Source organism: Isoptericola sp. NPDC056578 (assembly GCF_042793275.1).
Taxonomy (GTDB): Bacteria; Actinomycetota; Actinomycetes; order Actinomycetales; family Cellulomonadaceae; genus Isoptericola.
In genome coordinates this window covers 1-14,561 of the sequence record NZ_JBHTVC010000086.1, presented here as the reverse complement: position 1 = coordinate 14,561, position 14,561 = coordinate 1, and the positions used below count along the sequence as shown (strand labels likewise).

Annotated in this window: 13 protein-coding genes; 1 reads left to right on the top strand and 12 read right to left on the bottom strand. The window is 73.9% G+C overall.

All coding sequences use genetic code 11. The features are described 5' to 3' along the window. Positions 1-103: 103 nt before the first annotated feature. The 5 genes from metK to mihF form a co-directional block, all read right to left on the bottom strand. Entirely contained in the window at positions 104-1,321 is a 1,218-nt protein-coding gene (metK, locus tag ACFQ80_RS21445; RefSeq protein WP_430565072.1) for a methionine adenosyltransferase, read from the bottom strand. A gap of 76 nt (positions 1,322-1,397) precedes the next feature. Continuing rightward, a complete protein-coding gene (gene coaBC / locus ACFQ80_RS21440; RefSeq protein WP_430565071.1) occupies positions 1,398-2,645 on the bottom strand; it encodes a bifunctional phosphopantothenoylcysteine decarboxylase/phosphopantothenate--cysteine ligase CoaBC in 1,248 nt (415 codons plus the stop codon). Between the two features lie 55 nt (positions 2,646-2,700). Next, positions 2,701-3,018: a DNA-directed RNA polymerase subunit omega gene (gene rpoZ, locus ACFQ80_RS21435; protein ID WP_430552637.1), complete on the bottom strand. Its 318-nt coding sequence runs from the start codon at positions 3,016-3,018 to the stop codon at positions 2,701-2,703. Positions 3,019-3,110: 92 nt separating this feature from the next. Beyond that, positions 3,111-3,755 (bottom strand): guanylate kinase, encoded by a 645-nt coding sequence (gene gmk, locus ACFQ80_RS21430; protein ID WP_430565070.1) that lies wholly within the window; start codon positions 3,753-3,755, stop codon positions 3,111-3,113. A gap of 76 nt (positions 3,756-3,831) precedes the next feature. Then, a complete protein-coding gene (gene mihF, locus ACFQ80_RS21425; RefSeq protein ID WP_380323750.1) occupies positions 3,832-4,143 on the bottom strand; it encodes an integration host factor, actinobacterial type in 312 nt (103 codons plus the stop codon). Between the two features lie 207 nt (positions 4,144-4,350). On the opposite strand from mihF, the gene ACFQ80_RS21420 reads away from it, so the two are divergent. Further along, positions 4,351-5,136 (top strand): class I SAM-dependent DNA methyltransferase, encoded by a 786-nt coding sequence (locus ACFQ80_RS21420; protein WP_430565069.1) that lies wholly within the window; start codon positions 4,351-4,353, stop codon positions 5,134-5,136. A gap of 65 nt (positions 5,137-5,201) precedes the next feature. On the opposite strand, the gene pyrF is transcribed toward ACFQ80_RS21420, so the two are convergent. From pyrF to pyrR, 7 genes are read right to left on the bottom strand one after another with little or no spacing between them, the layout of a single operon-like run. Further along, entirely contained in the window at positions 5,202-6,071 is an 870-nt protein-coding gene (gene pyrF, locus ACFQ80_RS21415) for an orotidine-5'-phosphate decarboxylase (protein ID WP_430565068.1), read from the bottom strand. Further along, positions 6,068-9,442: a carbamoyl-phosphate synthase large subunit gene (carB, locus tag ACFQ80_RS21410; protein WP_430565067.1), complete on the bottom strand. Its 3,375-nt coding sequence runs from the start codon at positions 9,440-9,442 to the stop codon at positions 6,068-6,070. Before carB ends, pyrF begins: the two co-directional genes overlap by 4 nt. Beyond that, complete coding sequence (carA, locus tag ACFQ80_RS21405; protein WP_430552632.1) at positions 9,442-10,776, bottom strand: glutamine-hydrolyzing carbamoyl-phosphate synthase small subunit; 1,335 nt, start codon at positions 10,774-10,776, stop codon at positions 9,442-9,444. The genes carB and carA overlap by 1 nt, the downstream gene beginning before the upstream one ends. Further along, entirely contained in the window at positions 10,773-11,315 is a 543-nt protein-coding gene (locus tag ACFQ80_RS21400; RefSeq protein ID WP_430565066.1) for a hypothetical protein, read from the bottom strand. The genes carA and ACFQ80_RS21400 overlap by 4 nt, the downstream gene beginning before the upstream one ends. Continuing rightward, a complete protein-coding gene (locus tag ACFQ80_RS21395) occupies positions 11,312-12,649 on the bottom strand; it encodes a dihydroorotase (protein WP_430565065.1) in 1,338 nt (445 codons plus the stop codon). Before ACFQ80_RS21395 ends, ACFQ80_RS21400 begins: the two co-directional genes overlap by 4 nt. After that, the gene (locus ACFQ80_RS21390; protein ID WP_430552629.1) at positions 12,646-13,704 is read right to left on the bottom strand and encodes an aspartate carbamoyltransferase catalytic subunit; all 1,059 of its coding nucleotides are present in this window, start codon (positions 13,702-13,704) and stop codon (positions 12,646-12,648) included. Before ACFQ80_RS21390 ends, ACFQ80_RS21395 begins: the two co-directional genes overlap by 4 nt. Then, entirely contained in the window at positions 13,701-14,312 is a 612-nt protein-coding gene (pyrR, locus tag ACFQ80_RS21385; RefSeq protein ID WP_430552640.1) for a bifunctional pyr operon transcriptional regulator/uracil phosphoribosyltransferase PyrR, read from the bottom strand. The genes ACFQ80_RS21390 and pyrR overlap by 4 nt, the downstream gene beginning before the upstream one ends. Positions 14,313-14,561: the final 249 nt, after the last annotated feature.

Sequence of the window (14,561 nt, the reverse complement as noted above, 5' to 3'; positions counted from 1 at the left end):
GACGTATCCCTCCCGAAGTGGAGGGCGCCCTGGCGCCCGTGAACGCGTCCGCGCGAAGGAAGCATCCCGCCACGCGGCCGCGACCTGAGGCGCGAAAGGCGGATCAGACCGCGGCGCGCAGCGCCTCGACGCGGTCCGTCCGCTCCCACGTGAACCCGGGCAGCTCGCGGCCGAAGTGCCCGTAGGTGGCCGTCGCGGCGTACACGGGGCGCAGCAGGTCGAGGTCGCGGATGATCGCCGCGGGGCGCAGGTCGAACACGGACTCGATGGCGGCGGCGATCTGCTCGGTCGGCACGGTCTCGGTGCCGAAGGTCTCGACGTACAGCCCCACCGGGTGGGCCTTGCCGATCGCGTACGCGACCTGCACCTCGCACCGGCGCGCCAGCCCGGCCGCGACGACGTTCTTCGCGACCCAGCGCATCGCGTACGCGGCGGACCGGTCCACCTTCGACGGGTCCTTGCCGGAGAACGCGCCGCCGCCGTGGCGCGCCATGCCGCCGTAGGTGTCGACGATGATCTTGCGGCCGGTGAGTCCCGCGTCTCCCTGCGGCCCGCCGACGACGAACTTGCCGGTCGGGTTGACGATGAGGCGCGCGTGGGACGTCTCGACGCCGGTCTCCTGGGCCACCTGGGCCAGCACGGGGGCGATGACGACGTCGGCGACCTCGCGCTGCAGCTTCTCCTGCACGATGTCGGCGTCGTGCTGCGTGGACAGCACGACGGTGTCGATCCGCACCGGCCGGTCGCCGTCGTACGCGACCGTCACCTGGGTCTTGCCGTCGGGGCGCAGCCCGGGCAGCTCCCCCGACCGGCGCACGGCCGACAGGCGCTCGGCGAGCCGGTGCGACGTCCAGATGGGCAGCGGCATCAGGGACGGGGTCTCGTCCGTGGCGTACCCGAACATGAGGCCCTGGTCGCCGGCGCCCTGCGCGTCGAGGGGGTCGCGGTCGAGGCCCGGACCGGAGGCGTCGTCGCGCTCCTCCAGGCTCTTGTCGACGCCCTGCGCGATGTCGGGCGACTGCTGCCCGATCGACACGGACACGCCGCAGGAGTCGCCGTCGAACCCGATCGCCGACGAGGTGTAGCCGATGCGGCGCACCACCTCGCGCACGATCTGCGGGATCTCGACGTACGCGTCCGTGGTGACCTCGCCCGCCACGTGCACGAGCCCCGTGGTCACCATCGTCTCCACCGCCACGCGCGAGCGGGGGTCCTGCGCCAGCAGCGCGTCCAGGATCGCGTCGGAGATCTGGTCGCACACCTTGTCCGGGTGGCCCTCGGTCACGGACTCGGACGTGAAGAGGCGCAGCGCATCGGTCATGGCGGACAGCCTACGGGCAGCGGGGCGCCCGACCAGGCCCTCGCGGCAGGAAATGTCTCACATGCTGGGGTGAATCTCAGATGCCGGGCAACGTCTTCGTCACGACGTCCCAGATGGCGTCGGCGACCTCGCGCTTCGATCCCGCGGCCTCGGTCACGACGTCGCCGGTGCCGTCGAGCACCGTCACGGCGTTGGTGGGGGCGCCGAAGCCGCGCCCGGAGCCGACCGCGTTCACCGCGAGCAGGTCCGCGCCCTTGCGCAGGGCCTTGCGGCGCCCGTGCTCGAGCACGGAGCCGTCGGAGTCGCCCGTCTCGGCCGCGAAGCCGACGACGAGCTGACCCGGGTGCAGCCGGTCGTGCGCGAGCTCGGCGAGCACGTCGGGGTTCTCCACGAGCGTGATCGGCGCCGGGCCCGAACCCGGCACCTTCTTGATCTTGGCGTCCGGCACGTCGGCCGGGCGGAAGTCGGCGACCGCCGCGGCCATCACGACGACGTCCGCGTCCGAGGCGCCCGCGCGCACCGCGTCGCGCAGCTCGGCCGTGGTCTCCACCGGCACGACGACGACGCCCGCCGCCCGCGCGGCCTCGCACACGGCGTCGTCCAGGTTCGCGGCCACGAGCGTGACGTGGGCGCCGCGGGCGCGCGCGGCCTCCGCCAGCGCGGCGCCCTGGCGCCCGCTGGACCGGTTGCCGATGAAGCGCACGGGGTCGATCGGCTCGCGGGTGCCGCCCGCGGAGACGACGACGGTGCGGCCCGACAGGTCCCCGTGGTGCCCGCCCACGGGCTCCGCGGCGCCCGCACCCGTCGCGGCCGCGAGGGCCACGCGGGCGATCTCCTCCGGCTCGGGCAGCCGCCCCGGCCCGGTGTCCGCGCCGGTGAGGCGGCCGCTCGCCGGCTCGATCACCGTGACGCCGCGCTCGCGCAGCGTCGCCACGTTCGCGCGCGTGGCGGGGTGCTCCCACATCTCGGTGTGCATCGCGGGGGCCATCACGACCGGGCAGCGTGCGGTGAGGAGCGTCGAGGTGAGGAGGTCGTCGGCCCGGCCGGTCGCCGCCCGGGCGAGCAGGTCGGCCGTCGCGGGAGCGACGACGACGAGGTCGGCGCCCTGGCCGAGCGCCACGTGCGGGACGTGCGCGACGTCCTCGAAGACCTCGTCCGTGACGGGCTCGCCGGACAGCGCCTCGAACGTCGGCGCGCCGACGAAGCGCAGGGCGGACGCGGTCGGGACGACCCGGACCGCGTGCCCCTCCTCGCGCAGCAGCCGCAGCAGCAGCACGGCCTTGTACGCGGCGATGCCGCCGCTGACGCCGAGCAGGATCCTCATCGCGCGCTACCTCGTCGCCGCAGGGTGACGCCGGTCGCCGACCGGCGTCAGGCCGTCAGAAGGTGATCTCGTCGCCGGGCTCGACGACCGGCTCCGCGGCGGCCGCGGGCTTCTCCTCGACCGGCGTCGAGGTGAGCAGGCCCTCGTTGATCTCGCGCATGGCGATGGAGAGCGGCTTCTCCTGGTTGCGGGTCTCGACCAGCGGGCCCACGTTCTCCAGCAGGCCCTCGTTGAGCTGCGAGTAGTAGGCGTTGATCTGACGGGCGCGCTGGGACGCGTACAGCACGAGGCCGTACTTCGAGTCGGTGCGCTCGAGCAGCTCGTCGATGGGCGGGTCGGTGATGCCGATGGGCTGGGCCACGGTTCCGGCCATGGGTCACACTCCAGACAAACGTTGAGACAAAGTTCGGTGACGGGTTCGCTGACAGCCGCGGTGACGAGACGTCAGGGGGTCAGCGGTCCATCCTACCCGCGCTCGGGCCCGGACCCCCCAAGCCCGGCGTCCTCCAGCGCGACCCGGGGTGCGGCGGACGTCACGCCCATGACCCGCGCGAGCCGGTCCGTGGCGTGGGTGACGTCGTCGTTGACGATCGTCACGTCGAACTCGGCCTCGGCGGCGAGCTCCGTCCGCGCCGTGCGCAGGCGCCGCTGGCGCTCCTCGGCGTCCTCCGTGCCACGGCCCACCAGACGCCGCACCAGCTCGTCGAAGCTCGGCGGGGCGAGGAAGACGAACTGCGCGGCGAGGCCCATCGCCGTGACGGCCTCCCGTACCTGCCGCGCCCCCTGCAGGTCGATCTCCAGCAGGGTGGGCACGCCGGCGGCGAGGTGCTCCTCGACCGGGCCGCGGGGCGTGCCGTACCGGTGCCGGCCGTGCACCACCGCCCACTCGAGCATCTGCCCCTCGGCGACCATCCGGTCGAAATCCTCGGGCGACACGAACAGGTAGTGCACGCCGTGCACCTCACCGGGGCGCGGCGGCCGCGTCGTCGCCGACACGGACAGCCACACCTGCGGGTAGCGCGCGCGGACGTCGGCCGAGACCGTGCCCTTGCCGACGGCCGTCGGACCGGCGAGCACGGTCAGGCGGGCCGGCGTCGCTCCCGCGGGCACGGCGACAGGTGTGCTGTCGGGTGCGGTGACGAGGGAGTCCTGCGATGCCGGACGGCCGGCGGGTGGTGCGGAAATGTCAGCCAAACCTCTCGATGAGCGCCGAAGCCTGGTGCGGCCCGAGGCCGCGGACCCGGCGGGTCTCGGCGATCCCGATCTCCTCCATGATCGCCCGGGCCTTCACCTTACCGACCCCGGGGAGCGACTCGAGCAGCGAGACCACCTTGAGCTTGCCCACGACGTCGTCCTTCTGCCCCTGCTCGATCACGTCCTTGAGGGAGCCCTGGGAGTACTTCAACCGGTTCTTGATCTCCGCGCGGACGCGCCGAGCCTCGGCCGCCTTCTCGAGGGCCGCAGCACGCTGTTCCGGGGTGAGAGGGGGGAGAGCCACGCAAGTCACCTACTCTGTCGGTCCGCCTGTTGAGGGAACTGCTCCCTCGAAAGTAGCCACGACCTGCGAAGGCGGCAATCCGTAGCGCAGGACGGATCGCCGCGCGACCGGGAGGAAAGCGGCATTCGGGTCACGACATCGTCGCAGGTCGCGCGCCTGCCCGGAAAAGACTCCTGCTGCCCGTGCGCCGCGGCCTACGGTCGGGTCATGCGGACCGACCCCCACGCGACCCCGGACGCCGCCGACGACGGGTGGTTCCCCGAGAGCGTCGCCGCCTCCTACGACGCCTCGTCCGACGACGAGTTCGACCCGGCGGTCGTCGAGCGCACGGTCGACGTGCTCGCCGACCTGGCGGGCGACGGCGCCGCCCTCGAGCTCGCGGTCGGCACCGGCCGCCTCGCCGCGCCGCTCGCCCTGCGCGGCGTGCCCGTGCACGGCATCGAGCTGTCCCGGGCGATGGCGGCGCGCGTCGCGGACAAGCCGGGCGGCGACCGCGTCGAGGTGACGATCGGTGACATGACGAGCGCCCGCGTGCCCGGCGAGTTCGCCGTCGCGTACCTCGTCTTCAACACCATCGGGAACGTCACGACGCAGGACGGCCAGGTTGACTGCTTCCGCACCGCCGCGGCCCACCTGCGCCCCGGCGGGTACTTCGTCGTCGAGGTCGGGGTGCCGCCCCTGCGACGCATGCCGCCCGGGCAGGACACCGTGCCGTTCACCGTCGCGCCCGACGCGGCGGGCGGCGGGTACGTGGGCTTCGACCGGCTCGACGTGGTCACCCAGCGGTTCACGTCGAACCACGTGACCGTCGGGCCCGACGGCTCCGGCCGGTTCCGGTGGTTGCCGTTCCGGTACGTGTGGCCGGCCGAGCTGGACCTCATGGCGCGCCTCGCGGGGATGCGCCTGGTGCACCGCTGGGAGGGCTGGGACCGCACGCCGTTCACCGCCGACAGCGAGCGGCACGTGTCCGTGTGGCAGCTCGGCGCGGTCTGACCCGCCCGGGAACGACGAAGGGCCCGCCCCCGTCGGGGGCAGGCCCTTCGAGCGGACGGGCGGTGTCAGGGGCGCAGCGCCGCCCGGGCGTCCGCGACGGCCGACGCCGCGGCGGCGCGCAGCCCGTCGGCGTCGGGCCCCGCGGCGAGGACGCCCCGGGACGACGACGCGAGCACCTGGCGGCGGGCGTCCCCGAAGGCCGAGGCGAGCTCCCGCTCCCCCGCTCCCTGCGCGCCCACGCCGGGCGCCAGCAGCGGACCGTGCACGGCCACGAGGTCCGTCCCGGTCTCCCGGGCGGCGTCACCGACGGTGGCGCCCACGACGAGGCCGACCGAGCCCATCGGCAGCCCCTCGGCGACGGCGCCGGCGTTCAGCACGGCCGCCTGGGCGGCGACCGACGCCGCGACGCTCACGCCGTCGGGCCCGACGGCGTGCTGCACCTCGTGCCCCTCCTTGTTGGAGGTGAGGCACAGCACGAAGATCCCGCGCCCGGTGCGGGCGGCCAGCTCGGCCGCCGGCGCCAGCGAGCCGAAGCCCAGGTACGGCGACACCGTCACCGCGTCGCCCGCGAGCGGGGAGCCGTCGTCCAGGAACGCGTCGGCGTACGCGCCCATCGTCGAGCCGATGTCGCCGCGCTTGGCGTCGACGACCGTCAGCGTGCCGACGGCCCGCGACGCGGCGATCACGTCCTCCAGCGCGGCGACGCCGGCCGAGCCGTGCCGCTCGAAGAACGCGGCCTGCGGCTTGAAGGCCGCCACGCGCCCGCCGAGCGCGTCCACCACGCGCAGCCCGAACTCGCGCACCCCGGCGGCGTCGTCGCCCAGCCCCCACGCCGCCAGCAGCGACGCGTGCGGGTCGATGCCCACGCACAGCGGCCCGTGGGCGTCCATCGCCGCGGCGAGCCGCGTGCCGAACGGCACCGGCGCGGCGCTCATGCCGACACCGCCGCCGTCGTCCCGACCCCGAGCCGCTCGTGCGTCGCGGCCGTGTGCTCCTGCAGGCTCGCGACGTCGAACGGGCCGCCGCGGACCGCCTCGATGCCCTGCACCGCCGCGGCGAGCTGGTCGACGGTGGTGATCATCGGCTTGTCGGCCGCCGTCGTCGCCGCGCGGATCTCGTAGCCGTCGGCGCGCGCGCCCTGGCCGGACGGCGAGTTCACCACGAGGTCGACCTCGCCGTCGGTGATGAGGTCCACGATCGTGGGCTCGCCGTCGGCGCCGCGGCCCTGGGAGAACTTGCGCACCACCGTGCTGCCGATGCCGTTGCGGCGCAGCACCTGCGCCGTGCCGGACGTGGCGAGCACCTCGAAGCCCAGCTCCGCGAGGCGCTTCACCGGGAAGACGATCGAGCGCTTGTCCCGGTCCGCGACGGAGACGAACACCCGGCCCGCGGTGGGCAGCCCGCCGAACGCGGCGGCCTGCGACTTCGCGAAGGCGTGCGGGAAGTCCTTGTCGAAGCCCATGACCTCGCCGGTGGAGCGCATCTCCGGACCGAGCACCGTGTCGACGACCTGGCCCTCGGCGGTGCGGAACCGCTTGAACGGCAGCACGGCCTCCTTGACGGCCATCGGTGCCCCGAGGTCGAGCGTCCCGCCGTCGCCCTCGGCAGGCAGGACGCCCGCCGCGCGCAGCTCGGCGATCGACTCGCCGACCATGACCCGGGCCGCCGCCTTGGACAGCGAAGTCCCCGTCGCCTTGGACACGAACGGGACGGTGCGCGACGCGCGCGGGTTGGCCTCGAGCACGTACAGGACGTCCGAGACGAGCGCGTACTGCACGTTGAGCAGGCCGCGCACGCCGACGCCCTTCGCGATCGCCTCGGTCGAGCGGCGGATGCGCTCGATCTCGGCCGTCGAGAGGGACACGGGGGGCAGCACGCAGGCCGAGTCGCCCGAGTGGATGCCGGCCTCCTCGATGTGCTCCATGACGCCGCCGAGGAACATCTCCTCGCCGTCGTACAGGGCGTCGACGTCGATCTCCATCGCGTCGTCGAGGAAGCGGTCGATGAGCAGCGGCGCCGGCAGCAGGCCGCCCGCCGTGCGCTCGTCCGCGGCCGCCGCCTCGAGAGCCCGCTCCACGTACTCGGTGAGCTGCTCGGCGGAGTAGACGATCTCCATGCCGCGACCGCCCAGCACGTACGACGGGCGCACCAGGACGGGGTAGCCGATGGTCTCGGCGACCTCGCGCGCCTGGCCCAGCGAGCGGGCGGTACCGAACGCGGGGGCCGGAAGGCCGGCGTCGAGCAGGACCTGGCCGAAGATGCCGCGGTCCTCGGCGGCGTCGATGGCCTCGGGCGACGTGCCGAGGATCGGCACGCCGGCGTCCGCGAGGCGCTGCGCGAGGGCGAGCGGCGTCTGCCCGCCGAGCTGCACGATGACGCCCTTGACGGGGCCCGCGGCGAGCTCGGCCTCGTAGACCTCGAGCACGTCCTCGAACGTCAGCGGCTCGAAGTAGAGACGGTCCGAGGTGTCGTAGTCCGTCGAGACGGTCTCCGGGTTGCAGTTGACCATGACCGTCTCGTAGCGCTCGGAGAGGGTCAGGGCGGCGTGCACGCACGAGTAGTCGAACTCGATGCCCTGGCCGATCCGGTTCGGGCCCGACCCGAGGATGATCACGGCCTCGCGCTCGCGGGGCGCCACCTCGGTCTCCTCGTCGTAGGACGAGTAGTGGTACGGCGTGCGTGCCGCGAACTCGGCGGCGCAGGTGTCGACCGTCTTGTAGACGGGGCGGACGCCGAGCGCCCGTCGGACCTCGCGGACGGTGGCCTCCCCCGCCGGGCCCATGCCGCGCAGGCGCGCGACCTGCACGTCGGACAGGCCGTGCCGCTTGGCGCGGCGCAGCACGTCCTCGGTGAGGGTCGGGCCGGCGGCCACATCCGCGGCGACCTCGTTCATGAGCAGGATCTGGTCGAGGAACCAGGGGTCGATCTTCGTCGCGTCGAAGACCGCCTCGAGCGTCGTGTGCCCGGCGACGACCGCACGCAGCGCCTGCTGCACGCCGACCATGCGGTGCTCCGTGGGGCGCACGATCTCGGCGAGCAGCTGGTCCAGCTCCGCACCGGACGGCGCGGCGCCGTCCCAGTGGAACGCGACGCCGCCCTTGTCGATCGAGCGCAGGGCCTTGCCGAGGGCCTCGGTGAAGTTGCGGCCCAGCGCCATGGCCTCGCCGACCGACTTCATGGTCGTGGTGAGCGTCGGGTCCGCGGCCGGGAACTTCTCGAAGGCGAAGCGGGGCACCTTGACGACGACGTAGTCGAGCGTGGGCTCGAAGCTCGCCGGCGTGACGCGCGTGATGTCGTTCGGGATCTCGTCGAGCGTGTAGCCCACGGCGAGCTTGGCCGCGATCTTCGCGATCGGGAAGCCCGTCGCCTTCGACGCGAGGGCCGAGGAGCGCGACACGCGCGGGTTCATCTCGATGACGATGATGCGCCCGGTGTCCGGGTCGACGGCGAACTGGATGTTGCAGCCGCCCGTGTCGACGCCGACCTCGCGGATGACGGCGATGCCGATGTCGCGCAGCTTCTGGTACTCGCGGTCGGTGAGCGTCATCGCGGGCGCCACCGTGACGGAGTCGCCGGTGTGCACGCCGACCGGGTCGACGTTCTCGATCGAGCAGACGACCACGACGTTGTCGTCCTTGTCCCGCATGAGCTCGAGCTCGTACTCCTTCCAGCCGAGGATGGACTCCTCCAGGAGCACCTCGGTGGTCGGCGAGTAGTGCAGGCCCTGCCCGACGATGCGGCGCAGCTCGCGCTCGTCGTACGCGAAGCCGGAGCCGAGGCCGCCCATGGTGAACGACGGGCGCACGACCATCGGGTAGCCGAGGTCCGCGGAGGCCGCGACCGCCTCGTCCACGGTGTGCACGATGACGGAGCGGGCGGACTCGCCGCCGCACTTGGCGACGACGTCCTTGAACTGCTGGCGGTCCTCGCCCTTCTGGATGGCGGGGATGTTCGCGCCGATCAGCTCGACGTCGTACTGCTCCAGGACACCGGCCTCGTCGAGCGCGATGGCCGCGTTGAGCGCCGTCTGGCCGCCCAGGGTGGGCAGCAGGGCGTCGGGACGCTCCTTGGCGATGATCGTGGTGAGGACCTCGGTGGTGATCGGCTCGACGTACGTGGCGTCGGCGAACTCCGGGTCGGTCATGATCGTGGCCGGGTTCGAGTTCACGAGGATGACCCGCAGGCCCTCCTCCCGGAGCACGCGGCAGGCCTGCGTGCCGGAGTAGTCGAACTCGCAGGCCTGGCCGATGACGATCGGGCCGGAGCCGATGACCAGGACGGAGGAGAGGTCGGAACGGCGGGGCATCAGTTCTCCTTCAGCGCGGCCAGCGTGGCGGCGGGGACGGTCACGGGCTCGCGGCTCGTCATGAGCTCGACGAAGCGGTCGAAGAGGTAGGCGCTGTCGTGCGGGCCGGCGGCGGCCTCGGGGTGGTACTGCACGGAGAAGGCCGGCACGTCGAGCGCGGTCAGCCCCTCGACCACCTGGTCGTTGAGGCCGACGTGGGACACGATGACGCGCCCGTAGGCGCGGCCGTCGGTGCGCTCGGCGTCGTGCGGCGCCCTCGACACCGCGTCGAGGGGCGCGTCGACGGCGAACCCGTGGTTGTGCGCGGTGACCTCGACCTTGCCGGTGGTGCGGTCCATGACGGGCTGGTTGATGCCGCGGTGGCCGTACCCGAGCTTGTAGGTGCCGTAGCCGAGCGCGCGGCCCAGCAGCTGGTTGCCGAAGCAGATGCCGAAGAACGGGATGCCGCGGTCCAGCACCCCGCGCAGGAGCTCGATCTCGTGCGTGGCCGACGACGGGTCGCCGGGTCCGTTCGAGAAGAACACGCCCGTGGGCGAGCCGTCGGTCGGCAGCAGGGCCTCGATGTCGGCGATCGTGGCCGACTGGGGCACGACGTGCACGCGCACGCCCCGCTGCGCGAGACGCGCGGGGGTCATGGCCTTGATGCCGAGGTCGACGGCGACGACGGTCGCGAGCGGGGCCTGCCCGGCGAACTCGCCCGACGGCTCGACGACGTACGCCTCGTCGGTCGTGACCTCCGGGGACAGGTTGGCGCCCGCCATCTGCGGGGAGGCCTGCACCTCGGCGACCAGCTCGGGCAGCGACCGCTCCACGAACGTGCCGGGGGCGACCTCGCGCACCAGCGCGTCGCCGGAGAAGATCCCGGCGCGCATGACGCCCAGCTCGCGCAGGTGGCGCGTGAGCTTGCGGGTGTCGACGTCGCTGATGCCCACGACCCCCTGGGCGGCGAGCTCCTCCTCGAGGGAGCGGTCCGCGCGCCAGGAGGACACGCGGCGCGCGGGGTCGCGCAGCACGTAGCCGGCGACCCAGATCTTGCCGGACTCCGGGTCCTCGTCGTTGATGCCGGTGTTCCCGACGTGCGGGGCCGTCATCACGACGATCTGCCGGTGGTACGAGGGGTCGGTGAGGGTCTCCTGGTAGCCGGTCATGCCGGTGGAGAACACGATCTCGCCGAAGGTCGCGCCGCGGGCCCCGTAGGCGCGGCCGCGGGCGACCGTGCCGTCCTCGAGGACGAGGAGTGCCGCGTGCGGCGCGGGCGCGGTGCCCGGCCCGGAGCTGGGTACCGGGCTCGGTGCCGGGCTCGATACAGGGCTGGTCAGGGAGCTGGAGGTCACTGCTCGTCCTTCGGTGCGGGGGCGGAGGTCATGAGGTGGCGCACGGCGTCGACCAGGCGGGAGCGGTCGGGCGCGAGGCGGGTGCGCAGGCCGGTGTCGAGGGCGACGGCGGGCACGCCGTCCGTCTCCGGGTCCTCCCAGGTGACGACGACCAGGCCGTCGGCGCCGACGTACTTGCCGGCCATGCCGGGGGCGAGGCCGACGCCGCGCAGGGCGGCCACGGGGGCGAACACGTCCGGGGCGCCGTCGCGCTCGACGAGCACGCCGGCGTCGTGCACGGACACGTGGGCGGTGGAGCGGTCGCCGAGGTGGTGCGCGCCGACGCGGGCCAGCCAGTCCCCCGCGAGCGTCGAGGAGACGTAGGTGGCGTCGAGGGGGCCCAGACGCAGGGCGCCGAGGTCCTCGGGCACGGCGGGGGGCACGGGGACGGTGCCGCGGGTGCGGGCGGCGAGCCGGCGCCGGCCCGTGAGGATCACGAGCAGGAGCAGGACGCCGATCACGACCCAGATCCCGACGGCCACGGGCATGGGGAGGTTCATCGTGCGCCCCCGAGCCCGACGGCCGGCGCGGCGACCGGGGCGCCGTCCAGCACCGTGGCGCGCCCGCGCAGGAACGTCGCCACGACGCGGCCGGGCAGCTCCCGCCCGGCGAAGGGCGTGTTGCCGCTCGCGGTGGCCTGCGCGGCCCCGTCGACCGTCCGGGCGGCGGCCGGGTCGACCAGCGTGAGGTTGGCGGGCTCGCCCACCGCGACCGGACGGCCGTGATCGGTGACCCGGCCGATCCGGGCGGGGTTGGTCGACAGGACGCGCGCGACGTCGGCCCAGGTGAGGCGGCCGGTGTCGACCATGGTCTGCTGCACGACCGACAGGGCGGTCTCCAGCCCGGTCATGCCGAACGCGGCGGCGCCCCACTCGCAGTCCTTGTCCTCGCGGGTGTGCGGGGCGTGGTCGGTGGCGACGATGTCGATGGTGCCGTCGGCGAGGCCGGCGCGCACCGCCTCGACGTCCTCGGCCGTGCGCAGCGGGGGGTTCACCTTGTACGTGGGGTCGTACGTGCGGGCGAGCTCGTCCGTGAGGATCAGGTGGTGCGGGGTCACCTCGGCGGTGACGTCGATGCCGCGGCCCTTGGCCCACCGGACGATCTCGACGGACCCGGCGGTGGACAGGTGGCACACGTGCAGCCGTGAGCCGACGTGCTCGGCGAGGAGCACGTCGCGGGCGATGATCGCCTCCTCGGCGACCGCGGGCCACCCCGCCAGCCCGATCTCGGCGGACACGACGCCCTCGTTCATCTGGGCGCCCTCGGTGAGGCGAGGCTCCTGCGCGTGCTGCGCGACGACGCCGTCGAACGCCTTGACGTACTCCAGCGCGCGACGCATGAGGATCGGGTCGTGCACGCACTTGCCGTCGTCGGAGAAGACCCGCACGCGGGCGGCGGAGTCGGCCATCGCGCCGAGCTCGGCGAGGCGCTCGCCGCCGAGGCCCACGGTGACGGCACCGACCGGGTGCACGTCGACCCAGCCGGCCTCCTGGCCCAGGCGCCACACCTGCTCGACGACGCCGGCGGTGTCGGCGACCGGCGAGGTGTTCGCCATGGCGTGCACCGCGGTGAAGCCGCCGGCCGCCGCGGCACGGGTGCCGGACGCGACCGTCTCGGCGTCCTCGCGGCCCGGCTCGCGCAGGTGCGTGTGCAGGTCGACCAGGCCGGGCAGCAGGACGTGTCCGTCGGCGGCGACCTCCACGACGTCGTCGCCGGCGGGGACGTCGGCGGCGCCGGGGGCCGTCACCTGGGTGATCACGCCGCCGGAGAGGACGACGTCGGCGGGCTCGCCGCCGAGGGGACGGGCCCCGCGCAGCACATAGGTCGTGGTCACAGGGCGGTCCCTTCGGTGGTGCTCGAGACAGGGGCAGGCAGAGATGTGGGCACAGGAGCGGGCACGGAGGCGGACGAGGAGGTGCCGGACAGCAGCAGGTAGAGCGCGGCCATGCGCACCGCGACGCCGTTGGCGACCTGCTCGACGATGACGGCGCGCTCGGAGTCGGCCGCCTCGGCGGAGATCTCCAGGCCGCGGTTCATCGGGCCCGGGTGCATGACGATCGAGTGCGCGGGCAGCAGCGCCAGGCGGCGGCCGTCGAGGCCGAAGTAGCGGGTGTACTCCAGCGGGCTCGGGAAGAACGCGCCCGCGCCCCCGGACATCCGCTCGCGCTGCACGCGGAGCATCATCACGGCGTCCGGCTGCCAGTCGGCGAGCGTGGCGTCCAGGTCGTAGGACGTCCGGCAGGGCCACGACTCGACCCCGACCGGCAGCAGCGTGGGCGGCGAGACGAGCGTCACCTCGGCGCCGAGCGTGCGCAGCAGCCACACGTTGGCGCGGGCGACGCGCGAGTGCAGGACGTCGCCCACGATCGCGACCTTGACGCCCGCGAGGTCGGCGCCGACGCCGTCGTCCCCGCCGCGGCGCAGGCCGCCGCCGTGGCCGCCGAGGTGGCGGCGGATCGTGTAGGCGTCGAGCAGCGCCTGCGTGGGGTGCATGTGCGTGCCGTCGCCGGCGTTGAGCACGGCCGCGTCGAGCCAGCCGGCGTGCGCGAGCTGGTACGGGGCTCCCGAGGCCCAGTGCCGCACCACCACGGCGTCGGCGCCCATGGCGTGCAGCGTGAGCGCGGTGTCCTTGAGGGACTCGCCCTTGGAGACGCTCGACCCCTTGGCCGAGAAGTTGATGACGTCCGCGGACAGCCGCTTGGCGGCCGTCTCGAACGAGATGCGGGTACGCGTGGAGTCCTCGAAGAACAGGTTCACCACGGTGCGACCGCGCAGCGTCGGCAGCTTCTTGATCTCGCGGGACTGCGTCGCGGCCATCTGCGCGGCGGTGTCGAGGAGCTCGATCGCCTCGTCCTTGGCCAGGTCCGCGGTGGAGAGCAGGTGCCTCATCGCTCGCCCCCCTCGCCCGGGGTCGCGGCGCCGGGCTCGCGGCCGCTGATCACCACGGCGTCCGAGCCGTCCACCTCCGCGAGCAGCACGCGCACCCGCTCCGTCTGGGCGGTGGGGAGGTTCTTGCCCACGAAGTCGGGGCGGATCGGCAGCTCGCGGTGACCGCGGTCCACCAGGCACGCGAGGCGCACCGCCTGCGGTCGGCCGAGGTCGCCGATGGCGTCGAGCGCGGCACGGATCGTGCGGCCGGAGAAGAGGACGTCGTCGACCAGGACGACCGTCTTGCCCTCGATCCCCGCCGCGGGCAGCCGCGTGACGCCGACCGCACGGGTGGGCTGGCGGCGCAGGTCGTCGCGGTACATCGTGACGTCCAGCTCGCCGAGGTCGCGCTCCGGGTCGAAGGCGGGGTCGATGCTCGCGAGCCGCTGCGCGAGGCGGGCGGCCAGGGTGACCCCGCGGGTCGGGATACCGAGCAGGACGACGTCCTGGGCTCCCTTGGCGCGCTCGACGATCTCGTGCGCGATACGGGTGAGGGCGCGGGCGACGTCGCTCGCGCCGAGCACGACGGTCCCCTCGGGGACGTCGGGCTGATCGGGTGTTCCGGGCATGCCGGTGCCAGCAGTCACTGGCGACCTCCTTCTCCGCCTCACGGGACGGTGTTAAAGGGTGTCGGTTCTCGTGCCCCTCGAGGCGAGCTCCCAGGGCGTCGTTCTGACGGCCTCCACCTTATCCCGTCGCCTCCGTGCGCCCACCGGGCGTGCCCACGATGCGGGCGCGGCGTGCGTCACACAGCCCAGGACGAGAGTCCCCGAACGACGGACAGGCGGTGGCGCACGCATCCGGGCCCGGATGCGGGG

Coding starts and splice junctions, on each gene's coding strand:
- metK (WP_430565072.1), bottom strand. CDS start 1,321: ATGACCGATGCGCTGCGCCTCTTCACGTCCGAGTCCGTGACCGAGGGC.
- ACFQ80_RS21390 (WP_430552629.1), bottom strand. CDS start 13,704: ATGAGGCACCTGCTCTCCACCGCGGACCTGGCCAAGGACGAGGCGATC.
- carB (WP_430565067.1), bottom strand. CDS start 9,442: ATGCCCCGCCGTTCCGACCTCTCCTCCGTCCTGGTCATCGGCTCCGGC.
- ACFQ80_RS21420 (WP_430565069.1), top strand. CDS start 4,351: ATGCGGACCGACCCCCACGCGACCCCGGACGCCGCCGACGACGGGTGG.
- ACFQ80_RS21400 (WP_430565066.1), bottom strand. CDS start 11,315: ATGAACCTCCCCATGCCCGTGGCCGTCGGGATCTGGGTCGTGATCGGC.
- pyrF (WP_430565068.1), bottom strand. CDS start 6,071: ATGAGCGCCGCGCCGGTGCCGTTCGGCACGCGGCTCGCCGCGGCGATG.
- coaBC (WP_430565071.1), bottom strand. CDS start 2,645: ATGAGGATCCTGCTCGGCGTCAGCGGCGGCATCGCCGCGTACAAGGCC.
- rpoZ (WP_430552637.1), bottom strand. CDS start 3,018: ATGGCCGGAACCGTGGCCCAGCCCATCGGCATCACCGACCCGCCCATC.
- pyrR (WP_430552640.1), bottom strand. CDS start 14,312: ATGCCCGGAACACCCGATCAGCCCGACGTCCCCGAGGGGACCGTCGTG.